General features: G+C 67.4%; 27 protein-coding genes and 1 riboswitch. Of the genes, 16 read left to right on the top strand and 11 right to left on the bottom strand.

Annotated elements, in window-relative coordinates; translation table 11 throughout:
• Positions 1-11: 11 nt before the first annotated feature.
• Genes ispF through carD form a run of 3 tightly spaced genes read right to left on the bottom strand, consistent with a single transcriptional unit; the run spans position 12 to position 1675 of the window.
• Entirely contained in the window at positions 12-488 is a 477-nt protein-coding gene (ispF, locus tag ACFWAY_RS27425; protein WP_378453522.1) for a 2-C-methyl-D-erythritol 2,4-cyclodiphosphate synthase, read from the bottom strand.
• The gene (ispD, locus tag ACFWAY_RS27420) at positions 488-1168 is read right to left on the bottom strand and encodes a 2-C-methyl-D-erythritol 4-phosphate cytidylyltransferase (RefSeq protein ID WP_378453523.1); all 681 of its coding nucleotides are present in this window, start codon (positions 1166-1168) and stop codon (positions 488-490) included. Before ispD ends, ispF begins: the two co-directional genes overlap by 1 nt.
• 18 nt (positions 1169-1186) lie before the next feature.
• A complete protein-coding gene (carD, locus tag ACFWAY_RS27415) occupies positions 1187-1675 on the bottom strand; it encodes an RNA polymerase-binding transcription factor CarD (protein ID WP_005262216.1) in 489 nt (162 codons plus the stop codon).
• Positions 1676-1938: 263 nt separating this feature from the next.
• Here carD and ACFWAY_RS27410 point away from each other — a divergent pair, with 263 nt between their 5' ends.
• Both ACFWAY_RS27410 and radA read left to right on the top strand, forming a co-directional pair.
• Positions 1939-2571 (top strand): hypothetical protein, encoded by a 633-nt coding sequence (locus ACFWAY_RS27410; protein ID WP_378453524.1) that lies wholly within the window; start codon positions 1939-1941, stop codon positions 2569-2571.
• 46 nt (positions 2572-2617) lie between these two features.
• Complete coding sequence (gene radA, locus ACFWAY_RS27405) at positions 2618-4000, top strand: DNA repair protein RadA (RefSeq protein ID WP_378453525.1); 1383 nt, start codon at positions 2618-2620, stop codon at positions 3998-4000.
• A gap of 31 nt (positions 4001-4031) precedes the next feature.
• On the opposite strand, the gene ACFWAY_RS27400 is transcribed toward radA, so the two are convergent.
• Positions 4032-4595, bottom strand: a complete 564-nt coding sequence (locus tag ACFWAY_RS27400) for a PaaI family thioesterase (RefSeq protein WP_378453526.1) — start codon at positions 4593-4595, stop codon at positions 4032-4034.
• 85 nt (positions 4596-4680) lie between these two features.
• Between ACFWAY_RS27400 and disA the strand changes: the two genes are divergently transcribed.
• Positions 4681-5766, top strand: coding sequence for a DNA integrity scanning diadenylate cyclase DisA (gene disA / locus ACFWAY_RS27395; RefSeq protein ID WP_005244912.1), 1086 nt, complete (start codon positions 4681-4683; stop codon positions 5764-5766).
• Here disA and ACFWAY_RS27390 read toward each other — a convergent pair.
• Both ACFWAY_RS27390 and ACFWAY_RS27385 read right to left on the bottom strand, forming a co-directional pair.
• Entirely contained in the window at positions 5763-6548 is a 786-nt protein-coding gene (locus ACFWAY_RS27390) for an HpcH/HpaI aldolase/citrate lyase family protein (RefSeq protein ID WP_378512861.1), read from the bottom strand. The two genes, disA and ACFWAY_RS27390, sit on opposite strands and share 4 nt — an antisense overlap.
• A 56-nt stretch (positions 6549-6604) precedes the next feature.
• Positions 6605-7324, bottom strand: coding sequence for a FadR/GntR family transcriptional regulator (locus ACFWAY_RS27385; protein ID WP_378512860.1), 720 nt, complete (start codon positions 7322-7324; stop codon positions 6605-6607).
• Positions 7325-7543: 219 nt separating this feature from the next.
• On the opposite strand from ACFWAY_RS27385, the gene ACFWAY_RS27380 reads away from it, so the two are divergent.
• From ACFWAY_RS27380 to ACFWAY_RS27370, 3 genes are read left to right on the top strand one after another with little or no spacing between them, the layout of a single operon-like run.
• On the top strand, positions 7544-8995 hold the full coding sequence (locus tag ACFWAY_RS27380; protein ID WP_378512859.1) for an aspartate ammonia-lyase: 1452 nt from the start codon (positions 7544-7546) through the stop codon (positions 8993-8995).
• Positions 8992-10437, top strand: a complete 1446-nt coding sequence (locus ACFWAY_RS27375; RefSeq protein WP_378453530.1) for an amino acid permease — start codon at positions 8992-8994, stop codon at positions 10435-10437. Before ACFWAY_RS27380 ends, ACFWAY_RS27375 begins: the two co-directional genes overlap by 4 nt.
• A gap of 15 nt (positions 10438-10452) precedes the next feature.
• Entirely contained in the window at positions 10453-11415 is a 963-nt protein-coding gene (locus tag ACFWAY_RS27370; protein ID WP_378453531.1) for an asparaginase, read from the top strand.
• Here ACFWAY_RS27370 and ACFWAY_RS27365 read toward each other — a convergent pair.
• Both ACFWAY_RS27365 and ACFWAY_RS27360 read right to left on the bottom strand, forming a co-directional pair.
• On the bottom strand, positions 11408-12163 hold the full coding sequence (locus ACFWAY_RS27365) for a hypothetical protein (protein WP_378512858.1): 756 nt from the start codon (positions 12161-12163) through the stop codon (positions 11408-11410). The two genes, ACFWAY_RS27370 and ACFWAY_RS27365, sit on opposite strands and share 8 nt — an antisense overlap.
• Before the next feature lie 59 nt (positions 12164-12222).
• On the bottom strand, positions 12223-12849 hold the full coding sequence (locus tag ACFWAY_RS27360; protein WP_378453533.1) for a carbonic anhydrase: 627 nt from the start codon (positions 12847-12849) through the stop codon (positions 12223-12225).
• A gap of 100 nt (positions 12850-12949) precedes the next feature.
• On the opposite strand from ACFWAY_RS27360, the gene ACFWAY_RS27355 reads away from it, so the two are divergent.
• Entirely contained in the window at positions 12950-13828 is an 879-nt protein-coding gene (locus ACFWAY_RS27355) for an A/G-specific adenine glycosylase (RefSeq protein WP_378512857.1), read from the top strand.
• 11 nt (positions 13829-13839) lie between these two features.
• On the opposite strand, the gene ACFWAY_RS27350 is transcribed toward ACFWAY_RS27355, so the two are convergent.
• A complete protein-coding gene (locus ACFWAY_RS27350; RefSeq protein ID WP_378512856.1) occupies positions 13840-14595 on the bottom strand; it encodes an alpha/beta fold hydrolase in 756 nt (251 codons plus the stop codon).
• A 32-nt stretch (positions 14596-14627) separates the two neighbouring features.
• Here ACFWAY_RS27350 and ACFWAY_RS27345 point away from each other — a divergent pair, with 32 nt between their 5' ends.
• The 3 genes from ACFWAY_RS27345 (at position 14628) to ACFWAY_RS27335 (ending at position 16129) form a co-directional block, all read left to right on the top strand.
• The gene (locus ACFWAY_RS27345; RefSeq protein WP_378453536.1) at positions 14628-14942 is read left to right on the top strand and encodes an antibiotic biosynthesis monooxygenase family protein; all 315 of its coding nucleotides are present in this window, start codon (positions 14628-14630) and stop codon (positions 14940-14942) included.
• Between the two features lie 51 nt (positions 14943-14993).
• Positions 14994-15127, top strand: a riboswitch (cobalamin riboswitch).
• 22 nt (positions 15128-15149) lie between these two features.
• Positions 15150-15344 (top strand): CbtB domain-containing protein, encoded by a 195-nt coding sequence (locus ACFWAY_RS27340; protein ID WP_005244930.1) that lies wholly within the window; start codon positions 15150-15152, stop codon positions 15342-15344.
• Complete coding sequence (locus tag ACFWAY_RS27335) at positions 15335-16129, top strand: CbtA family protein (RefSeq protein ID WP_378512855.1); 795 nt, start codon at positions 15335-15337, stop codon at positions 16127-16129. The genes ACFWAY_RS27340 and ACFWAY_RS27335 overlap by 10 nt, the downstream gene beginning before the upstream one ends.
• A 14-nt stretch (positions 16130-16143) precedes the next feature.
• Here the strand turns inward: ACFWAY_RS27335 and ACFWAY_RS27330 are convergent, their stop codons facing one another.
• The gene (locus ACFWAY_RS27330; protein ID WP_378453538.1) at positions 16144-17085 is read right to left on the bottom strand and encodes a DUF5996 family protein; all 942 of its coding nucleotides are present in this window, start codon (positions 17083-17085) and stop codon (positions 16144-16146) included.
• Between the two features lie 140 nt (positions 17086-17225).
• Here ACFWAY_RS27330 and ACFWAY_RS27325 point away from each other — a divergent pair, with 140 nt between their 5' ends.
• A complete protein-coding gene (locus tag ACFWAY_RS27325) occupies positions 17226-17681 on the top strand; it encodes a hypothetical protein (RefSeq protein ID WP_378512854.1) in 456 nt (151 codons plus the stop codon).
• On the opposite strand, the gene ACFWAY_RS27320 is transcribed toward ACFWAY_RS27325, so the two are convergent.
• A complete protein-coding gene (locus ACFWAY_RS27320) occupies positions 17678-18343 on the bottom strand; it encodes a DsbA family protein (RefSeq protein ID WP_378512853.1) in 666 nt (221 codons plus the stop codon). The two genes, ACFWAY_RS27325 and ACFWAY_RS27320, sit on opposite strands and share 4 nt — an antisense overlap.
• 254 nt (positions 18344-18597) lie before the next feature.
• Here ACFWAY_RS27320 and ACFWAY_RS27315 point away from each other — a divergent pair, with 254 nt between their 5' ends.
• Genes ACFWAY_RS27315 through ACFWAY_RS27295 form a run of 5 tightly spaced genes read left to right on the top strand, consistent with a single transcriptional unit; the run spans position 18598 to position 20573 of the window.
• A complete protein-coding gene (locus ACFWAY_RS27315) occupies positions 18598-18792 on the top strand; it encodes a CbtB domain-containing protein (RefSeq protein ID WP_005244942.1) in 195 nt (64 codons plus the stop codon).
• A 23-nt stretch (positions 18793-18815) separates the two neighbouring features.
• Positions 18816-19259, top strand: coding sequence for a hypothetical protein (locus ACFWAY_RS27310; RefSeq protein ID WP_378453541.1), 444 nt, complete (start codon positions 18816-18818; stop codon positions 19257-19259).
• Complete coding sequence (locus ACFWAY_RS27305) at positions 19256-19555, top strand: SH3-like domain-containing protein (protein ID WP_009477495.1); 300 nt, start codon at positions 19256-19258, stop codon at positions 19553-19555. Before ACFWAY_RS27310 ends, ACFWAY_RS27305 begins: the two co-directional genes overlap by 4 nt.
• On the top strand, positions 19552-20241 hold the full coding sequence (gene scnC / locus ACFWAY_RS27300) for a thiocyanate hydrolase subunit gamma (RefSeq protein WP_378453543.1): 690 nt from the start codon (positions 19552-19554) through the stop codon (positions 20239-20241). The genes ACFWAY_RS27305 and scnC overlap by 4 nt, the downstream gene beginning before the upstream one ends.
• Positions 20238-20573, top strand: coding sequence for a ScnB (locus ACFWAY_RS27295; protein WP_378453544.1), 336 nt, complete (start codon positions 20238-20240; stop codon positions 20571-20573). The genes scnC and ACFWAY_RS27295 overlap by 4 nt, the downstream gene beginning before the upstream one ends.
• The last annotated feature ends 5 nt before the right edge of the window (positions 20574-20578 follow it).

Genomic DNA, 20578 nt, shown 5'->3' with positions numbered 1-20578 from the left:
GACCAGCGATCCTACCTGGCGCTTCGATCGGGAATGACCAACGCGGTGGCCATGGCGGCGATCCCCTCGCCGCGCCCGGTGAGGCCGAGCCCGTCCGTGGTGGTCGCGGACACCGAAACCGGCGCGCCCAGAATGTCGCTCAGCACCTTCTGCGCCTCGTTTCGGCGCGGGCCGATCTTCGGCCGGTTCCCGATCACCTGGACGGCGGCGTTGGCGATGCCGAAGTCGTCCTCTTCGAGGAGCCGGCGTACCTCGGCGAGCATCGCGGCACCGCTCACCCCGGACCACTCGGGCCGCCCGGTTCCGAAGACGGAGCCGAGATCGCCGAGCCCGGCGGCGGAGAGCAGGGCGTCGCAGAGTGCGTGAACGGCCACGTCGCCGTCGGAATGACCCGCGCAGCCGTTCTCGTCCTCGAACAGCAGGCCGGCCATCCAACACGGCCGACCCTGCTCGATCGGGTGGACGTCCGTCCCGATTCCGACTCGCACTAGTGCGCTCCCTCTTCCACCAGCGCGCGGGCCAGCACGAGGTCCAGCGGCGTGGTGATCTTGAATGCTGTGGGTTCTCCGACGATGCTGCGGACCCGTTCGCCGAGACGCTCCACCAGGCCGGCGTCGTCCGTGGCAATGCCGTCGGCGGCGTCGTAGGCGCGCCGGAGCAGTTCCGCGGTGAAACCCTGCGGAGTCTGCACTGCCCGCAGTTCGGACCGTTCGGGGGTGCCGGTGACCGCGCCGAGAACGTCGACGGTCTTGATGGTGTCCGTCACCGGGAGGACGGGAATGACCGCGTTGCGACCGCACCGCAACTCCGCGACCACCCGCGCGATGAGCGTCGGCGGCGTGAGCGCGCGGGCGGCGTCGTGCACGAGCAGGTATTCGGCGTCGTCCGCGACGGCGAGTCCGGCACGAACCGAATCGGTCCGCTCGCTTCCACCGGCCACGACGGTGACGCCACCGGGGAGGAGGGTCCGCGTCGACTCGACCAGTTCCTCCGGAACGATCACGACGACGCGGTCGACAGCCCCCGACTGGAGGAGCCCGTCGACCGCGCGTGCCAGCATGGTCGTCCCACCCAGATCAACGAATGCCTTGGGCTTGTTCTCGCCCAAACGCACTCCCTGACCTGCGGCGGGAACCAGCGCGACTACAGGACCCTTTCCCTCGGCCACTGTGTGTGTCGCGACTGGCTAGGACGCGGCCGCGAGGACCTCGTCGAGGATGGTCTCGGCCTTGTCGCTGTCGGTACCTTCGGCCAGTGCGAGTTCGCCGACAAGAATCTGCCGCGCCTTCGCGAGCATGCGCTTCTCTCCTGCGGACAGGCCGCGATCCTGCTCACGACGCCACAGGTCACGCACGACCTCGGCGACCTTGTTGACGTCACCTGACGCGAGCTTTTCGAGATTCGCCTTGTAGCGGCGCGACCAGTTGGTGGGTTCTTCGGTGTGCGGTGCCCGCAGTACCTGGAAGACCTTGTCGAGACCTTCCTGGCCGACGACGTCGCGTACGCCTACGTACTCTGCGTTGTCTGCGGGAACCCGTACGGTGAGATCGCCCTGAGCAACCTTGAGAACGAGATATTCCTTCTGCTCACCCTTGATGGTGCGGGTTTCAATAGCTTCGATCAGCGCCGCTCCGTGATGGGGGTATACGACGGTGTCTCCGACCTTAAAAATCATCTGTCCCGTGCCCCTTTCGATCATTCGAGTTTAACACGTGTCCGGAACCTGGTCTCATCAACGGTGCAGGTCAGGGGCATCATGGCCTGACCGTAGGGGTTGACAGGGTCCCCGATACGTGCATTCCGGACACCCCGATCGGGCGGTTCTTCAGCGCCGAAACCGCACGCAGACAACCATTGTGAGTACCCAGCGAGCAGGCCCCGCGGGCGAACTACTACTCTGCCTAGTTGAAGTGCGAACCTGACACCGGAGGACAACTCGTGACTGCTCTCGACAAGTCGACTCGCCGAGTCGCCACCGCCGTCGCTCTCGCTGCCGGCGCAGCACTCGTGCTGTCCGCCTGCAGTGCAGGCCAGATCACTCAGACGTCGAGTCAGGTCGCCGCGGTCAACGGCAACAGCGCGGACGCCGGGTCGATCGCCCTGCGCAACGTGCACGTGGTCTACCCCGACTCCGCCGAGTACAGCCTCGAGCCGGGCGGCAACGCCGTCCTCGCGTTCACCGCGATCAACAACAACGAGGACACCCCGGACAAGCTGACCCGGATCAGCACCGACTTCGCGCAGTCCGTCACGCTCGGCGAGAAGAGCGGCGGCCTCGAGATCCCGCCGCAGACCGCGCTCATCGCCGGCCTGCCGGGCGAGGACGCCGAAGCGAGCGCCGACGCCGCCGGTCAGAAGGACGAGAGTGCCGACGCACCGGCCGACGTCGTCCTCGTCACGCTGAACGGCCTGAAGGAAGGCGTCCGCCCGGGACTCACCTTCCCCGTCACGTTCGCGTTCGAGAAGGCCGGAGACGTCACCGTGTCCGTTCCCGTCGACGCGGGCCACGAGACCGAGCGCCACGTCTCCGACAAGTCGCCCGGATCCGAAGCCGAGGGCGGCGGACACTAGCAGCCGGACCGGGTCCGCTGTCGGACCCGATACCTAGGCTGGCCGGGTGGCCAAACTCAAATCCAGCTTCCGCTGCTCGTCGTGCCAGTGCACGGTTCCCAAATGGGTCGGCCGGTGCCCCGAGTGCGATAGCTGGGGATCGATGGACGAGGCCCCGATCGTCGCGTCCGTCGCGAGCCGCCCCGGGGCCTCGCTCGCGAAAGCCGGGGCCGGAGCGGTACTTCCGTCCACCCCGGCCACTCCGATCACTCAGATCGACAGCACGTCCACCCGCGCCAAGCCCACAGGCATCGACGAACTCGACCGTGTTCTCGGCGGCGGCGTGGTTCCCGGTTCCGTCGTTCTCCTCGCCGGCGAACCCGGCGTCGGCAAGTCGACGCTGCTCCTCGAGGTGGTCCACCAGTGGGCCCGCCGCGGCCCGGACGACCGGTCCCTCTACGTCACCGGTGAGGAATCCGCCGGACAGGTGCGACTGCGGGCCGACCGCACCGGCGCCGTCCACGAGCGGGTCTACCTCGCCGCCGAATCCGACCTCGCGACCATCCTCGGTCACGTGGAGCAGGTGCGCCCCACCCTGCTGATCGTCGACTCCGTGCAGACCATGCTGGCTGCGGACGTCGACGGCGTGGTCGGCGGAGTCACCCAGGTGAAGGCCGTCACCAGCGCCCTCACCTCCCTCGCGAAGGCCAGCGGCGTGCCGGTGCTCCTCATCGGCCACGTCACCAAGGACGGCGCGGTCGCCGGACCGCGGTCGCTCGAGCATCTCGTCGACGTGGTGCTGCACTTCGAAGGCGACAAGCACTCCACACTGCGGATGGTGCGCGGCGTCAAGAACCGTTTCGGCGCCGCCGACGAGGTCGGTTGCTTCGAACTGCGGGAAGACGGCATCGCCGGCATCAGCGACCCGTCCGGACTGTTCCTCCACCACCGCGCCGAGGCCGTTCCCGGAACCGCCGTCACCGTCATGATGGACGGCAAACGGCCCCTCCTCGGTGAAGTGCAGGCCCTCGTGGCGGCCACGTCCATGCCCGCACCCCGGCGCGCCGTGAGCGGGCTCGACAGCGCCCGCGTGGCCATGGTCCTGGCCGTGCTCGACCGCCGGTGCGGGGTGCAGATCGCGAAGAACGACGTCTATGCGGCCACGGTCGGCGGAATGCGGATGACCGAACCCTCCGCCGACCTCGCGCTGGCAATCGCCGTCGCGTCCGCGGTCAAGGACAAGCCTGTTCCGGACGGACTGGTGATCCTCGGCGAAGTGGGACTGGCCGGCGAGGTCCGCCGGGTACCCGGCGTCGGGCGCAGGCTCGCGGAGGCATACCGCCTCGGATTCACCCGCGCCATCGTTCCCCTCGACTCCGGGGCGGCTCCGAAGGGCATGAAGGTCACCGAGGTCGGGAACCTGGGAGCAGCCATCGCGTCACTGCGGTGACGCTCGGATCGAGGTGTCACTGCAGTGACACTCAGATCGACGACGTGCCGAACGGGCGCTCCGGCACGCCGTCCACGAAGTCCTTGGTCTTCTCGAAGTGCTCGGCGGTGACGGTGAGGAACAGCCCCCGCGACGTCGCCACCACCACGTCGGGATCGGCTGTCGGCCCCTCGACGATGCGCGCCTCGGCGCTCGCGTACACCTTGCGGCGGATCGATCCGTCGATGCTCGCGTGGAATTCGAGGACGGAACCCAGCGGGATGGGCTTGGCGAAGTCGATCTCGAGATGACCCGTGACGACCGGTCCGTCGACGATTGATCGGCACACCATGCCCAGTGCCTCGTCGAACGCGGTCGAGAGGATGCCGCCGTGGATCACTCCCGGACCGCCCTGGTAGCGAGGTGCCACCTCGAGGCGCCCCCACACGTCGAGCCCCTCCCCGGCCGTGAAGCTCATCGACATCCCGGCGGGCGACTGGTCGCCGCACCCGAAGCACCGTGACCAGTGCTGCGGCACGCGCTGACCTGCGGCGGGAAAGCTGCCGACCAGTTCGGGCAGGGTCAGGTCGTCGGGCAAAGTCCAGGTACTACTCATGGATAGGTAATCTAAACGCGGGTCCGGACGTGTTTCCGCGGCGGTCCCCGACAAGTGACGTCTACCTCAGCGGGAGTATTGCGCGATGAACGATGCCGAGTCGTCGTCAGCGCTGCGCGAAACGATTGCCCGGCTGGCTCCCGGAACGGCACTTCGCGACGGCCTGGAGCGCATTCTGCGCGGTCGCACGGGCGCACTGATCGTCCTCGGCTACGACGAGCAGATGGAAGAGATCTGCGACGGCGGCTTCGAGCTCGACGTGGAGTTCGCCCCGACCCGCCTGCGTGAGCTGTCGAAGATGGACGGCGCCGTGGTCCTGTCCACCGACGGGTCCCGCATCGTGCGCGCCAACGTCCAGCTGGTCCCCGACCACAAGATCCCGACCGTCGAGTCCGGCACGCGTCACCGCGCCGCCGAGCGGACGGCCATGCAGACCGGGTACCCCGTGGTGTCGGTCAGCCAGTCGATGAGCATCGTCAGCGTGTACGTCGGCGGCATCCGGCACGTCATCGACGGTTCCGCCACGATCCTGTCGCGTGCCAATCAGGCGGTGGCCACCCTCGAGCGGTACAAGGCGCGGCTCGACGAGGTGACCCGTCAGCTGTCGGTGGTCGAGATCGAGGATTTCGTCACGCTCCGGGACGCCCTGACCGTGGTGCAGCGCCTGGAGATGGTGCGCCGCGTGTCCGTCGAGATCGAGCAGGACGTGCTCGAACTCGGCACGGACGGGCGTCAGCTCGCACTGCAACTCGAGGAACTCGTCGGCGACAACGACGTGGCGAGGGAACTCATCGTGCGCGACTACCTGGCCGGTACCGGCCCGGCGCCCGCCGACGACGTCGAGAAGTCGCTCTCCGCGCTCGACAGGATCACGGACGCAGACCTTCTCGACCTCACGACGTTGGCGCGGGCGTTCGGTTATCCGGGCACCATCGAAGCGCTCGAGGCCCCGATGAGTCCTCGCGGCTACCGCGTCCTCACCCGCGTTCCCCGACTGCAGTTCAACCAGATCCACCGGCTCGTCGGCTCGTTCGGAACGCTGCAGTCGTTGCTGGCCGCGACGGCCGCCGACCTGCAGTCGGTGGAGGGGATCGGCGGGCTGTGGGCCCGGCACATCCGCGAGGGCCTGTCCCGGCTCGCCGAGACGTCGATCTCCGGCCCGTACGACTAGTAGGACAGCCGCAGCGCTTCGAGGCGGGTGCGGATGGTCAGTGCACGCGCGAGTTGCGGACGGTCGCTGCCGCTCCGGACACCCGAACCGTCGACGCCGAGGCGGTCGATCACTTCGTCGGCCCATGCCGCGTCCGCGGCGGACGGGCTCAGCTCGCGATTGACGTCGCCGGTGTGTGCGGCCTTCATGCACAGCTTGCCGGACATCCCCATCGACCGCGTGACGGCCAGATCCGCGACCCGGGTGTTCAGGTCGTCGACCAGCGTCGGCCCGTCGACGGGTGCCGCGATACCGGCGGCGCCGCTCGCGACGACGAGGCGTCCCCGGGCGTAGGCGAGCGCGTCCGCCTCCGCGCCCGCGCCCGTGTCCCGCCGGAAATCGCCACTGCCGAAAGCCAATCGCAGCGTTGCCGGCTCGGAGGCGATCCCGAACGCGAACTCGATTCCCCGCGCGGACTCGACGAGGGCGAGCACCGGAACCGCACCGTCGAGCCGGGCAGCGGTGTCCCGGACCTGTTGCCCGGATTCACTTTTCGCCAGCATGACGCCCTGCAACCCGGTGAGGCCCCGGAGCGCGTCCACGTCTGCCGACCAGTCCTCGGTGGTCGCGGCGTTGATCCGGACCCAGGCGGCGCCGCCACCGGACAGCCACGCGGCGACCGAGCGCCGGGCATCGGATCGTTCCGCGGTGACCACACCGTCCTCGAGATCGAGGATGACGGCGTCCGCGTCGCTCCGTTCGGCGAGGTCGAAATCCTCGGTCCGCGAGGCAGATACCAGCAACCACGACCTCGCGTGCCGAGCGTCGAGGGGAATCGTTGTGAGAATGGTTCTCGTCCTTACTGTCGGTGGTCCGGGGCGGCGTCTCCGACCACGGATTCCAGTGCGACCCGGACCGCGTCCAGGTGTTCGGCCATGGCGCGGGCGGCCTCGTCGTAGCTTCCGGACGCGATGCCGTCCACGATCCGGTCGTGTTCGTCGTTCGACTTCTGCTGACGCCCCGCAACGAGATTCAGCGTTTCGGACTGCCGGGTGAGTGCCTCGCGGATGTCGACGATCACGGATTCGAATACGCGATTCCGGCTCGTGCGGGCGATGAACGCGTGGAACTGCGCATCCAGGGACACCCACACGAGGGGGTCGTCCTCGTCCCGCATCTGGTCCACCAGGCCGCGCAGGGCGGTCAGGTCCTCGCCGGTGTGCCGCTGCGCCGCCCATCCGGCGGCGGGAATCTCCACGTGCGGGCGCGCCTCGACGAGTTCGTTGGCCGCGTAGTTCCCGAAGTCGAGGTCGCGGGCTATCGAATCGCTGACGACGAACGTCCCGAGGCCCGACTTCGTCTCCGTGAGTCCGAGCGCATGACAGGACCGCAGGGCCTCCCGGATCACCGACCGGCTGACCCCGTGCCGCGCCGCGAGGGACGCTTCGGACGGAAGTCGTTCACCGACCGACAGCTCACCCGACGTGATCGCGTCACGAAGATCCGCGAGGACCGCCTCCGCGGCGCTGACCCGCGCCGTGACAGGGCGCCTGGCTGCCCAGCTGTCTGACAGGTTCATGTGGATATTCTTCTCACGCCCCGGCCACAACGTCAATACGGGACACCTCTGGGGTTGACGCCTGCAAGTGAGCGAGGTAACAATTGCACCTGTCTGACAGCCTGGCAGGTGGATAGCCGGGTGGCTCGACCGAGAATCGACCCTCTTCGAGCAGCAGACTCCGTCCACCGCATCCGTGCAGAGCAACGGCTCGCGCGAATCCCCGTGAGGAATGATCAAGTGCTCGAAACGCGAACAGAACACGATCTGCTCGGCGACCGCCAAGTGCCTGCGGATTCCTACTGGGGAATCCACACGCTGCGGGCCGTGGAGAACTTCCCCGTCACCGGCCGGCCGATCTCCACGAACCCCTACCTGATTCGCGGGCTCGCCTACGTCAAATGGGCCGCGGCGAGCGCCAACGAGAAACTCGGGATCCTCGACAACCGCCGGGCCGACGCGATCGGGCAGGCGTGCCGGGAGATCGTCGACGGCCGCTGGCACGAGCAGTTCGTCGTCGACGTCATCCAGGGCGGCGCCGGGACGTCGACCAACATGAACGCCAACGAGGTGATCGCCAACCGGGCACTCGAGATCCTCGGCCACGGGCGCGGGGAGTACGCGAAGCTCCATCCCAACGAGCACGTGAACCTCAGCCAGTCGACCAACGACGTCTACCCCACCGCGGTCAACATCGCGACGATCTTCGCGATCGACGACCTGCTGGACGCGATGCGCGTCCTGCAGGACGCCTTCGCGACCAAGTCCGTCGAGTTCGCCGACACCGTGAAGATGGGGCGCACCCAACTCCAGGACGCGGTGCCGATGACGCTCGGCCAGGAGTTCGCCACGTACTCGGTGATGATCGACGAGGACCGCGCCCGTCTCGGCGAGGCCGCTCTCCTCGTCCACGAGATCAACCTCGGCGCCACCGCGATCGGCACGGGCCTGAACGCTCCCGCCGGCTACGCCGAGGCAGCGTGCGACACGCTGCGGGAACTCACCGGACTCCCCCTCGTCCTGGCCACGGACCTGGTCGAGGCAACCCAGGACGTCGGTCAGTTCGTCCACCTCTCCGGCGTGCTCAAGCGGATCGCGGTCAAGTTGTCGAAGGTGTGCAACGACCTCCGCCTGCTGTCGTCAGGGCCGCGCGCAGGCCTGAACGAGATCAATCTTCCACCGGTACAAGCCGGTTCGTCGATCATGCCCGGCAAGGTCAATCCGGTGATCCCGGAAGTCCTCAACCAGGTGGCCTACGAGGTCATCGGCAACGACGTCACCATCACCATGGCCGCCGAATCCGGCCAGCTCCAGCTCAACGCATTCGAACCGATCATCGTGCACTCCCTGTCCGAGGGGATGCGCCACCTCGCCGCCGCCTGCCGGATCCTGGCCGACCGCTGCGTACTCGGCATCACCGCCAACACCGATCTGCTGCGTGCCCGGGTCGAGGACTCCATCGGACTCGTCACCGCGCTCAACCCGTACATCGGGTACACCGCCTCGACCCGGATCGCGCAGGAAGCGCTGGTCTCCGGCCGCAGGGTCGCCGACCTCGTGATCGAGGCGGGTCTGCTCGACCGTGAAGAACTCGACCGCCTCCTCAGCCCCGAGCATCTCGCCAACCTGAGAGCGTCCGGTTCGCCACGGCAGACACCTGTCGCCGCTGCCGCGGTGGTGGTGGTCTCGTGACGATCGAGAAGGACGATACCTCCGGCGCCGACATCTTCGTCGAGGAAGACCTCGGCTACCGGAAAGCGCTCGGCCCGAGACAGATCCAGATGATCGCGATCGGCGGAGCGATCGGCACCGGCCTGTTCATGGGCGCGGGCGGACGCCTCCAGCAAGCCGGCCCCGCACTCGTCCTCGTCTACGCCCTCTGCGGGTTCTTCGCCTTCCTGATCCTGCGGGCCCTGGGCGAACTCGTGATGCACCGACCCACATCCGGGTCGTTCGTGTCGTACTCTCGGGAATTCTTCGGCGAGAAGATGGCCTTCGCCGCGGGCTGGCTGTACTGGATGAACTGGGCGATGACGGCCGTCGTCGACGTCACCGCCGTCGCGCTGTACATGAACTTCTTCAAGAAGTACTGGGCACCGCTCGGGAACGTCGACCAATGGGTCTTCGCCCTGGCCGCAGTCGTACTGGTCCTCGGGCTGAATCTCGTCTCCGTCAAGGTGTTCGGCGAACTGGAGTTCTGGTTCGCCCTCATCAAGGTCGTCGCCCTCGCCGCGTTCCTCGGCTTCGGCATCTACTTCGTGCTGTTCGGAACGCCGATCGAAGGACATTCGTCGGGCTTCAGCATGATCACCGACAACGGCGGACTCTTCCCCAACGGAATCCTGCCCGCCGTCGTGGTGATCCAGGGCGTCGTCTTCGCCTACGCCTCGATCGAACTCGTGGGAACCACTGCGGGCGAGACGAAGAACCCACAGAAGGTCATCCCCAAGGCGATCAACACGGTCATCATCCGGATCCTCGTCTTCTACGTCGGATCCGTTCTGCTGCTGTCGCTACTGCTCCCCTACACCGAGTACCACGCCGGCGAGAGCCCGTTCGTCACGTTCTTCGGTTCCATCGACGTGCAGGGCGCCGACGCGATCATGAACCTCGTGGTGCTCACGGCCGCACTGTCCTCGCTCAATGCGGGCCTGTACTCCACCGGCCGAATACTGCACTCCATGGCCATGGCCGGGTCGGCGCCCTCGTTCGCCGCCCGGATGAACAAGGCCGGAGTGCCGTACGGCGGCATCGCCCTCACCGGATTCGTCATCCTGCTCGGGGTGGGACTCAACGCCGTCGTTCCCGCACAGGCATTCGAGATCGTCCTGAACCTCGCCGCGCTCGGGATCATCAGCGCCTGGGCCGTAATCGTGCTGTGCCAGCTGAAACTCTGGAAACTCGCGAAGGAAGGGAAACTCGCCCGGCCCGGGTTCCGGATGTTCGGCGCCCCCTACACCGGGCTCCTGACCCTGGTCTTCCTCGTGTGCGTCGTCATACTGATGGCGTTCGATCACCCTGTCGGAACCTGGACCGTCGGGTCCATCGCGATCATCGCCCCGCTGTTGGTGATCGGCTGGTTCGGCGCGCGGAACCGCATCCGCACCCTGGCCTCGGACCGCCCGACCGCTTAACGAGAGAGGACAACTGTGCCGAAAGTCGCCGTCGTCACCACCGGAGGCACCATCGCCAGCAGGCGGGACGGGCAGGGTGTCAGCAGACCGGTTGTCGCAGGCCCGGATCTGCTGGGCAGTGCGTGGACCGGGACGGAACTCCGTGTCGTCGACGTGATGTCGAAGGACAGTTCGAGCATGACGTTCGCCGATATGGACCGGGTACGCGACGCCGTCACCGCGGAACTGCGCGATCCCGATCTCGACGCTGTGGTCGTGCTTCACGGAACCGACACCATGGAGGAGACCGCATTCCTGGTCGACCTCCACCACGCCGACCCGCGGCCGGTGGTGTTCACGGGTGCGCAACGCACGTTCGACCACCCGGAATCCGATGCCCAGGCCAATCTGACCGACGCGGTCGCCGCGGGATCGGACCCCGCTCTGCGCGGAGCGGGTGTGCTCATCGCGTTCGGAGGCGCCCTGCACCGGGCGTCGGGAACGCGAAAGGTCGACACGACGTCCCTCGACGCGTTCCGATCCGTCCACCCCGCCGGTGTCACCTCACGGCGAAGTCTCGATCCGCTGCCGTGGCATCCGATCTCCGGAACCCGCGTCGACATCGTCGCCGCCTATCCGGGCGCCGACCGCGTCCAGATCGACGCGTGCCGGGCGGCCGGGGCCCAGGGTCTGGTGCTCGACGGCCTCGGATCCGGGAACGCGAACCCTGCGATCGTCGAGGCGGTCCGGGACTGCGCGTCCGCCGGGATTCCGGTCGTGGTTACCACCCGGGTGCCGCACGGCCCGACCTCCGCCACGTACGGCGGTGGAGGCGGCGGGCACGACCTCGTTTCGGCGGGCGCACTGTTCTCGACCGACCTCAGAGCAGGTCAGGCCCGCATCCTTCTCGCGGCGCTGCTCGCCGACCCCGAGCACACCGACCTCGACAAGGAATTCGGTCGACGCTCACGCATCGACCCCGCACCGAGGCTCAGCTGAGGTTGAACGGCTCCGGCGCGCTGCGGAGCTGGCCGAGCTGACCGACCACGGTGTACGCACCGGGCCCCACCGGATCGCGCTGGGGTTCCGGTTGCGTCAGGCAGTCGGGCGTGGACGTCTTGGCCGACCACTTCACGGTGAACTGTGCCTGCTCACCGGGCGCGAGGGTGCGCACGTCGGCCGCGGACTGTGGGAAGCAATCGATGTTGGACCACAGACGCACGGCACCGTCGATCGTGTAGACGAGCACCTGCTGGAGGCTGCTGCCCAGATCGCGTTCGCACGGTGTGGTGCCGATGTTGGTGACGACCGTCGTGAAGCTGGGCTCCTCACCCGCCAGGTACGTCGGCTTGTCGGCGGCCACCTTGATGGCCAGCGACTGGTCCGGGCACTGCCCCGCGGCGACCGGCTGGCCGCTGGGAGCCGCGCTGCTCGAGGCGCCGCTGCTCGACGCCCCGGACGAGCCGGACGTGCCCGAGGAGGCCTCCCCGCCGGCGGCAGCGGCGCCACCGCCGGCGCCACCGGACCCACCGCTGGACGTGGACGAACCCGAGGCTGTCGGGGAAATCGACACAGGGGTGGTCAACGAGGAACTCGCTGCCGCCGGATCCGTCTCTGAGTCACCGCCACCACGAAGTGAGTTGATCAACCACACCACGAGCAGCAACACGACGATGGCGCCGCCGATCGCCAGCGCCCTGCGGCGCCAGTAAATCTCGGGGGGCAACGGTCCATTCGGTTCCAGCACGACGTCAACGGTAGTTCGGCGTCGCGCGGCAACGGCTCAGCGGGTGCGGCGTGTCGCGGTCAGTCCGTGAGCTCACCGATGTCCCCGACTGCGCCCTGCAGGTGGGTGCGGCCGTCGGACAGCTTGTACGTGACACCCGCGATGGCGCACGCGCCGCTCTCCACCTTCTCCGCGATGATGCGCGACCGCTGCATGAGCAGCGCCCCGGTCTCCACCACGTGGCGACCCTCGAGTTCGTCGACGGTAGTGAGGCCTTCTCGGCGTCCCATGAGGATCGACGGCGCTACCCGTTCCACGATGCTGCGGATGAACCCGGGCGGCACGTTGCCCTCGTCGAGGGCGTCGAGCGTCGCCTTGACGGCACCGCAGCTGTCGTGACCGAGCACGACGATGAGCGGCACGTTCAAGACGCCGACGGCGTACTCGATGGACCCGAGCACGGCGTCGTCGATCACGTGACCCGCGGTGCGGACGACGAACATGTCGCCCAGACCCTGATCGAAGATGATCTCGGCGGCGACGCGGGAGTCTCCGCATCCGAACAGGACGGCCGTGGGGTGCTGGCCGCCGACGAGCTTCGCGCGATCGGCGATGCCCTGGCTGGGATGGAGCGAGGTGCCGCTCACGAATCGGTCGTTACCCTGACGCAGGGCCTTCCACGCGGACACGGGGTTGGAATTAGGCATGGGAACATTGTGCACCGGGCGCGTCGCACCGTCGCAACGGGAATGTGACGACGGCGGAAATTCCGTTTCCCCCGTGAACGAAGGGACTTGTGAGGACGAAGTGGCCGTTGACTCCTCCGCGCTGATCAGCTGGTACGACGTACAGGCCCGGGATCTGCCGTGGCGCCGCGGCGGCGTCACGGCCTGGCACATCCTGATGAGCGAGATCATGCTGCAGCAGACGCCCGTCGTCCGGGTGGCCCCGATCTGGGAGGAATGGGTGCAGCGCTGGCCCGTCCCGTCCCGCATGGCCGCGTCGAGTCAGGCCGACGTTCTGCGCGCCTGGGGCAAGCTCGGCTACCCGCGTCGGGCGCTGAGACTCCACGAGTGCGCCGGGGTGCTGGCCGCCGAGCACGGCGACGTGGTTCCCAGTGACGTCGACACCCTCCTCGGTCTGCCCGGCATCGGTGCCTACACCGCGCGGGCCGTCGCCTGCTTCGCCTACGGACAGCGCGTCCCCGTCGTCGACACGAATGTCCGGCGAGTGGTCGCCAGGGCCGTGCACGGAAGCGCCGAGCCGGGAAATCCGTCGACCACGCGTGACCTCGCCGACGTGTCCGCGCTGCTCCCCCGAACCCGCGCGCGGGCCGCCACGTTCTCCGCGGCCCTGATGGAACTCGGGGCCACCGTGTGCACCGCACGCTCCCCCGAATGCGCCCGCTGCCCGCTTCCGAAATGCGCCTGGGTGGATGCCGGACGTCCCGCGCACACGGGTGAGCGCCGGAAGGTCCAGAAGTTCGCCGGCACCGACCGTCAGGTGCGCGGCAAGCTCATGGCCGTACTCCGTGAGAGCTCCGCCCCCGTAGAGCGCGTCCGGCTCGACCAGGTGTGGCTCGGCGATCCCGGGCAGCGCGACCGCGCCCTCCACTCCCTGCTGATCGACGGACTCGTCGAGCAGACCGACGACGGCCTCTTCGCCCTCGCGGGCGAGGGGAGCTGACTGCCAAACGCTCAGCCGAGCCCGTCGAGGAATGCCTCGACCACTTTCCGGTACTGCTCCGGCTGGTCGTCGTGGACGAGGTGCCCGGCCTGCTCGATGCGGACGTACTCGGCGCCCGGGTGCCGCTCCGCCATGGTCCGCATCTGACCTTCGGGAGTGATCGTGAACTCTCCCTCGATCAGCAGGGCCGGAACGCTGATCGACGCCCACTGGTCCCAGAAGTGCCTGCCGCCCCACTCCTCGGAGATGTCGCGGAACGTGTCGACGTCCCCGTGCAGGTACCAGCCGTCGGCGCGCTTCTCGAACGAATCCAGGAAGTACTGTCCGGCAACCGGACCGAAGAACTCGAAGAGGTCTTCCCGCGTCGCGAACGGCCGCGGCCAGTTCGAGATCATCGCCGCCCAGTCCGCGGCGGTACGGCCCCGGAAGTCGGGGGCCATGTCTTCGAGCACGAGCGCCGACACCTTCTCCGGGTGTTCGGCCGCCAGGCACCACGCGTGCAGGGCGCCCATCGAATGACCGATCACCACCCACGGCCCGGCGAAGGGCGCGAGCGCGACGACCAGGTCTTCCACGAATGCTTCCGTCGTCAACCGCGACGGTGCGGGCCTGCCGTGACCTGCGGCGTCGAAGGTGAAGACGTGGCCGTGTTCGCGCAACCACGGCACGTGCCGCCCCCACGTCCGCGCGCTGCCCATCAGCCCGTGCAGGAGCAGAATCGGCTGTCCCGTCCCGCCCTCGTCGTGCAACGCACTCTCACTCGCCACCCCTCCGACGCTAGCGGAGTAACCTCGCCCGCATGGCAGTGGTGAAGATCAACGCAATCGAAATTCCCGAGGGCGCGGGCCCCGAACTCGAGAAGCGCTTCGCGGCGCGGGCGCACGCCGTGGAGAACTCCCCCGGCTTCCTCGGCTTCCAGCTTCTGCGCCCAGTCAAGGGCGAGAGCCGCTACTTCGTCGTCACCCAGTGGGAGAGCGAAGAGGCATTCGCGGCGTGGCGCGACGGTCCGGCCAGGGAAGCACACGCCGGTGAGCAGAAGAAGCCGGTGGCGTCCGGAGCTTCCCTGCTCGAGTTCGAGGTCGTGCTCGACGTCGCGGCGGCGAGCAAGAGCTGAGAGTCGGGGCCGAGCGGGAGGATTGACACGGCGGCCCGCCGGGTGCAAAAGTTCGCAGGACAAAGCGATGGTTCGGCAGGAATCCGGTGCAATCCCGGAGCGGTCGCGCCACTGTAAATCGGAGTAGTCCTTCACGGGAGCCACCTCGACAGCCAGATACTGCGGCCATCGCCTGGACCTAGGGGACGCGAAATCCCAGGAGGAACTATGGCACTCGCCTACGCACCCGGCTCGTCGGTCGACACGACCCGCCTCGCCGTCATCTCTTTCGCGATCGTTCTGTTCGCGATGCTCGCTCTCTATCTCGTTGGTTTCGACCAGGGCGCGATTTCGCGCAGTGGCATGTACATGCATGAATTGATGCACGACGGCCGCCACCTCCTGGGTCTGCCATGCCACTGACCGATTCCTTCGCGAAACTCCTCATCCGTGGTCTGCTGGCCGGCCTGATCGCAGGCATCCTGGCCGGTGGCGTCGCCTTCGTCCTCGGTGAGTCACACATCGATGCGGCCATCGCGATCGAAGAGTCGCACAGCGCTTCCGAAGCCGAAGTCCACTCGCACGACGCCACCCAGGCAGAAGAGCCGGCCGGGCACTCGCACGACGAGGAAGAAGCACTGGTCAGCCGTGACGGACAGCGCTTCGGACTGTTCCTCGCCACGTCCCTCGCGGGCCTGGCTCTGGGAGCGATCTTCGCCGTCGTCGCGAACTACGCGCGTCGGGTGACGACGCTGTCGGGGCCGTTGCTCGGGCTGACACTGGCCACGTTGGGCTGGTTGGCAATCGAGGCGGTGCCGTTCTTCAAGTACCCCGCCAACCCGCCCGCTGTCGGAGACCCCGAAACGATCACCCAGCGCACCTGGCTGTGGCTCGCCGCAGTCGTGCTGGGCCTGCTCGCGGTGGTGGCCTCCGTCTTCGCGGCGAAGGCCGTCGCAGCGCAGGAGTTCCTGTCGGTGCGGATCGCGGCGCCGGTTCTCGCCTTCCTCGCGGTGGTGACCATCGGATACCTCGTTCTGCCCACCGTCAACGAAGTGGGCGACGACTTCCCCGCAGTGCTGCTGTGGCAGTTCCGCCTGTCGTCCCTCGCGACGCAGGCCACGTTGTGGCTGGTTCTCGGACTAGCCTTCGCGTTCCTCACGGAGCGTGCCACCCGGGCCACGACGCCCGCGACGGCAAACGCCACCTGACCCGCCTCTCGGGGTCAGCGGGATCTGTCCCATCGGGCCGGGTCCGCCTCCAGGGCGGCCCGGTCCCAGCCACCCCGCTCGGCGGCCGCGTCGTACGTGCTGTGCAGGAACTTCAGCAGTGCGGCATCGGGATCGTCTGCGGTGCGGACGGTCTCGTACGGCAGCAGGAACTGCCCGTTCTCCTTGCTGTAGAAAGCTCCTTCAGGCCCGACCGGGTAGTCGGCGAAGCCGTCCGGTTCCGGATAGGCGTACGCGTAGAACGCGCCTTCGACACCACCACCGGGCCAGAAACCGCAGCTGCTCAGCTCGTGCGAGTAGCCCTCGACCATCACCCAGTCTCCGCAGTTCGGTGCTCCGCCAGGGTGAGTCGGTGCGGTTCGCCCGGAGAACCGTGTACAGGCCAGGTCGAGCGCACCCCAGAAGAAGTGCACGGGACTGACCTTCCCGATGAAATGGGAACGGAACTCGTGCAGGACGCGGTCTGCCTGCACGAGCTGCCGCCAGAACTGGTGCACCGACTCCCCGTCGTACGAACAGTGCTGGGTGTCCTCCGCGAACGGAACTGCGGGGTCCACCTCGTTGGGCCGGGCCAGAATGGTCGTCGCCACACCCAGTTCGGCCAGCGTGCCCATCGTCTCCGCATAGAAATCGGCCACCGACTTCGGTTCGAGGGCAATCGTCCCGGTGCCGCCCGTGCTCGTGCGGATCACCAGTCGGTGGTCGGCGAAGTCGAATTCGATGTCGAAACAGTCGGTGTCGTACGGGATCGTCGACGTCGTGAGACCGCGGGGGCTCACGTACAGCGGGACCTGCCACCAGTGGTTGATCAACGGTGCGTGGGCCAAGCGGATCTTCCCGACTATCTGCGTCCACATGTGCAGGGTGTCCCGCGTCGACGTCCAGTCGTCCACCTTCAACGCCGGCCATGCATCTCCGGATCGTGTCTGCTCGCGCACAGTGCCTCCCTGCTACGACGTGCATTCAATGTGCCCCTCGTCCGGGGTGATGGCAAGCGCGTCGCACCGATACCCGGGTAGGGGTGGACTCCACTCTCCGGGGTGATGTGCCGCGACGTCACCGATACCAGCATGGAGACATGACCACTCGCACTGCACCCTCGGTCCCGCAGCCGGTCGAGCGCGCGTACTGGCTGCTCGGACTCGCCTTGTTCGCCGGCGTGGTCGAGGCCATCGCGCACGCGTCGACGGCATTGCAGGGCCCGGGCGCCGACGTCGGGAGCCTCGCCGGACAACTCGCGGTCCGCGTCGTCGTCTACGGTGCGGTGCTGTCCGTCATGACCCGTTTCCGCAGTGGCAGGGCGTGGGCGCGGAACACCCTCGCGATCGGTCTCGGCGTGTTCGGCGTCGCTTCGCTCGTGATCGAACCGATCGCCTGGGTGTCGGCCGGCAACGACCCGATGTCCGCCGTCACCGGTCTGACGCTCGACGTCGCGGTGATCGCGACCGCCCGGCTCACCCATCTCATGGCGGTGATCGGTGCGGTGGCACTCATGTTCCGGCCCGACGCCAACCGGTACTTCGCGCGCCGCTAGTTCACCGGCGCTGCGCTCGCCTGCGTCAGAAGCTGCAGGAACACGTCCTTCGGCTGCGCGCCGGACACGGCGATTCGGCGGTTCGCAACGAAGAACGGCACCGCCGACACCTGCAGTCGACGGGCGGTCTCGAGGTCGGCGCGGACCGCGTCCGCACCGGCATCGGACTCGAGTTCGGCGCGCACGGTGTCGGCATCGAGCCCGGCCCGCGCCGCGATGTCGACGAGCACCTCACGGTCGTCGATCACGGCTCCCTCACCGAAGTGCGCGCGGAACAGCGCCTCCACCAAGGCATCTCGTTCGTCGCCCGCCAGCTGGATCAACCGGTGGGCGTCGAAGGTGTTGGCCGCGATCACGGTGTCGAAATCGAGACTCAGCCCCTCGTCGGCCGCCGTGCGCGCAACCTGACCGAACATCTGACGGACCTGCTCGGCAGGCATACCCTTGTGCTCCACCAGGGCGTCGAGTTCACTGCGCCGCTCCCCCACCGGCGTCTCCGGCGACAGCTGATACGACCGCCACACCACATTCACCCGGTCGCGCCCCTCGAACTCCGCGAGGGCCGACAGGAAACGGTGCTTGCCGATATAGCACCAGGGGCAGGCGACGTCGGACCAGATCTCGATCTCGATGTCGCCGTCGGTGTTCTGCTGTGTCGTCACAGTTCAGTGGAACGAATCGCTGGCACATTCTGTTCCGCCACGTTCGACACGGTGTTTGTCTTGGCTCGACGTTTGTCTTGGCTCGACGCGCTGCATTTCCGCACGCCGAATTCGACCGAACGGTACGGTGATGGGATCGACACGGCGAGAGTAACGTCGTATCGATCGTGCCGCTGAGTGAGGGGCGCTCGTTGCGATGCCCGGACAATCGGCGGCTCGATGATCGTGGAACCCGAACTCCTCCAGGAGTAACCATGGTTTACGTCTCCTCACCGAGCAAGTCCGTCGAGTCACTCGGAATCGTGCTGATCGCCGTCGGAGTCGTCCTGCTCGCTCTGCTCACCCTCTACCTGGTCGGATTCGACCAGGGTGCGATCTCCCGAAGTGGCATGTACCTGCACGAATTGATGCACGACGGCCGCCATCTCCTGGGAGTTCCCTGTCACTAGTTCCACCACGACCGGAGCACGCGATGAACTCTCCAGCAGATTTCGAAGCACACGCGAACAGGGTCGCGGAGTACGGCCCGGTCCATCACACTGAGATGGATTCGCCGTATTACCTCTCCAATTCCGCGTTCGACGCGTTGCGGCACGTTCTCCACGACGTCGGCGGCCAGACCGCCCTCCCCGTCAAGTACGAGGAGAAGGTCGAAGAGGACTGGGAGATGAGCACATACGTCACGTGCGAATGCCTCGGGTGGCGCGGTGTGTGGAACTCCGAGGAGCGCCGCCGCGCCGAGAACGATCTGGGCGCAACGCTCTATTTCGGGTTGCCGTACTACGCGCGGTGGATCACGGTGGCCGCCAAGACGCTCATCAACAAGGGCCTGATCACGCCCGACGAACTCTCCGCCAAGATCGACGAGGTCCGGGCGCGGTCGGGTGCCGGGAACGCGACTGGAGGCCAGTCATGACGAAGTTCGAGATCGGCGACCGGGTCACCGTCAAGGACGCGACCTCGATGTTCCACACCCGAACTCAGGCATTCATCCGTGGGCACACCGGCGTCGTCGTCGAACACCGCCCGGAGTGGGTGATTCCCGAGGACGAGGCGTGGGGACGCGTGGAGGACGGCCGGACCGAGCCGTTCTACGTCGTCCGCTTCCGGCAGACCGACCTCTGGCCCCGCTACACCGGATTCGAGATCGACACGTTGGAAACCGAGTGCTCCGAGCGCTGGCTCGAGCCGGCAGGAGAGGCGGACACATGACGCATTCGCACGGCGATCACGCCCCGATCCAGGCCTCGGAGGAGGTCAGCGAGTTCGAGATCCTGGAGACCGCCATTCGGGAACTGTCCATCGAACACGGACTGTTCTCCCGCGAGGACCACCGCCGTTTCTCCGAATGGGCCGAATCGGTAGGGCCGTCGGGTGGTTCGAAATTGGTTGCGAAAGCGTGGGTCGACCCGGAATTCAAGAAGCGACTACTGGCCGACGGCACCGAAACCTGTAAGGAAGTGGGGATCGACTGGCGCGACCCGACCGGATCGGGCACGCCGAGCGACTACACGTACTTCTACGTGCTGGAGAACACCCCGAAGGTCCACAACGTCATCGTCTGCACGTTATGTTCCTGCTATCCGCGGCCCGTTCTCGGTATGTCTCCGGACTGGTACCGCACCCCCAACTATCGCCGCCGGCTGGTGCGCTGGCCCCGCGAGGTGATCGCGGAGTTCGGTCTGCACTTCCCATCGGATGTCGAAGTGCGCGTGCATGATTCGAATCAGAAATCACGGTTCATGGTGATGCCGATGCGCCCCGAGGGCACCGAGGGGTGGAGTGAGGAACAGTTGGCGTCGATCATCACCCGCGACACCATGATCGGCGTCGCCGTCCCGCAGGTCGATTGGACCGCGACCACACCACCCTCGGACAACGGAGGAACCGCGCGATGATGACGGACAAGGCATACGACGTCATCCTGAACACGTTGGCCCCGGAGACGACCCGCGACGACGCGACGCTACCGGACCTCGACCGCAAGCCCGACCCGTGGGAATCGAGCATGCAGGCCACCGCGGAATGCTTGTCCTGGCGTGGCGCCTGGGACAATCTCGACAGGCGCCACACCGAGGACCAGTTGGGCGAAACCATATACCGCGACTTCCCCGTCCGCTCCCGGTCCGTCGTCGCCACCGCTCACGCGTTGATGGACAAGGGCGTCATCAGCCCGGACGAACTCCAGGCGAAGATGGCGGAAGTGCGCGCACGGTTCAGCCGTCAGTAGCCGGC

The sequence above is a fragment of the Rhodococcus sp. NPDC059968 genome, from assembly GCF_042738615.1.
Lineage (GTDB): Bacteria > Actinomycetota > Actinomycetes > Mycobacteriales > Mycobacteriaceae > Rhodococcus_F.
The sequence above is the reverse complement of the archived record's forward strand: the minus strand, read 5'-3'. Positions and strand labels throughout refer to the sequence as shown.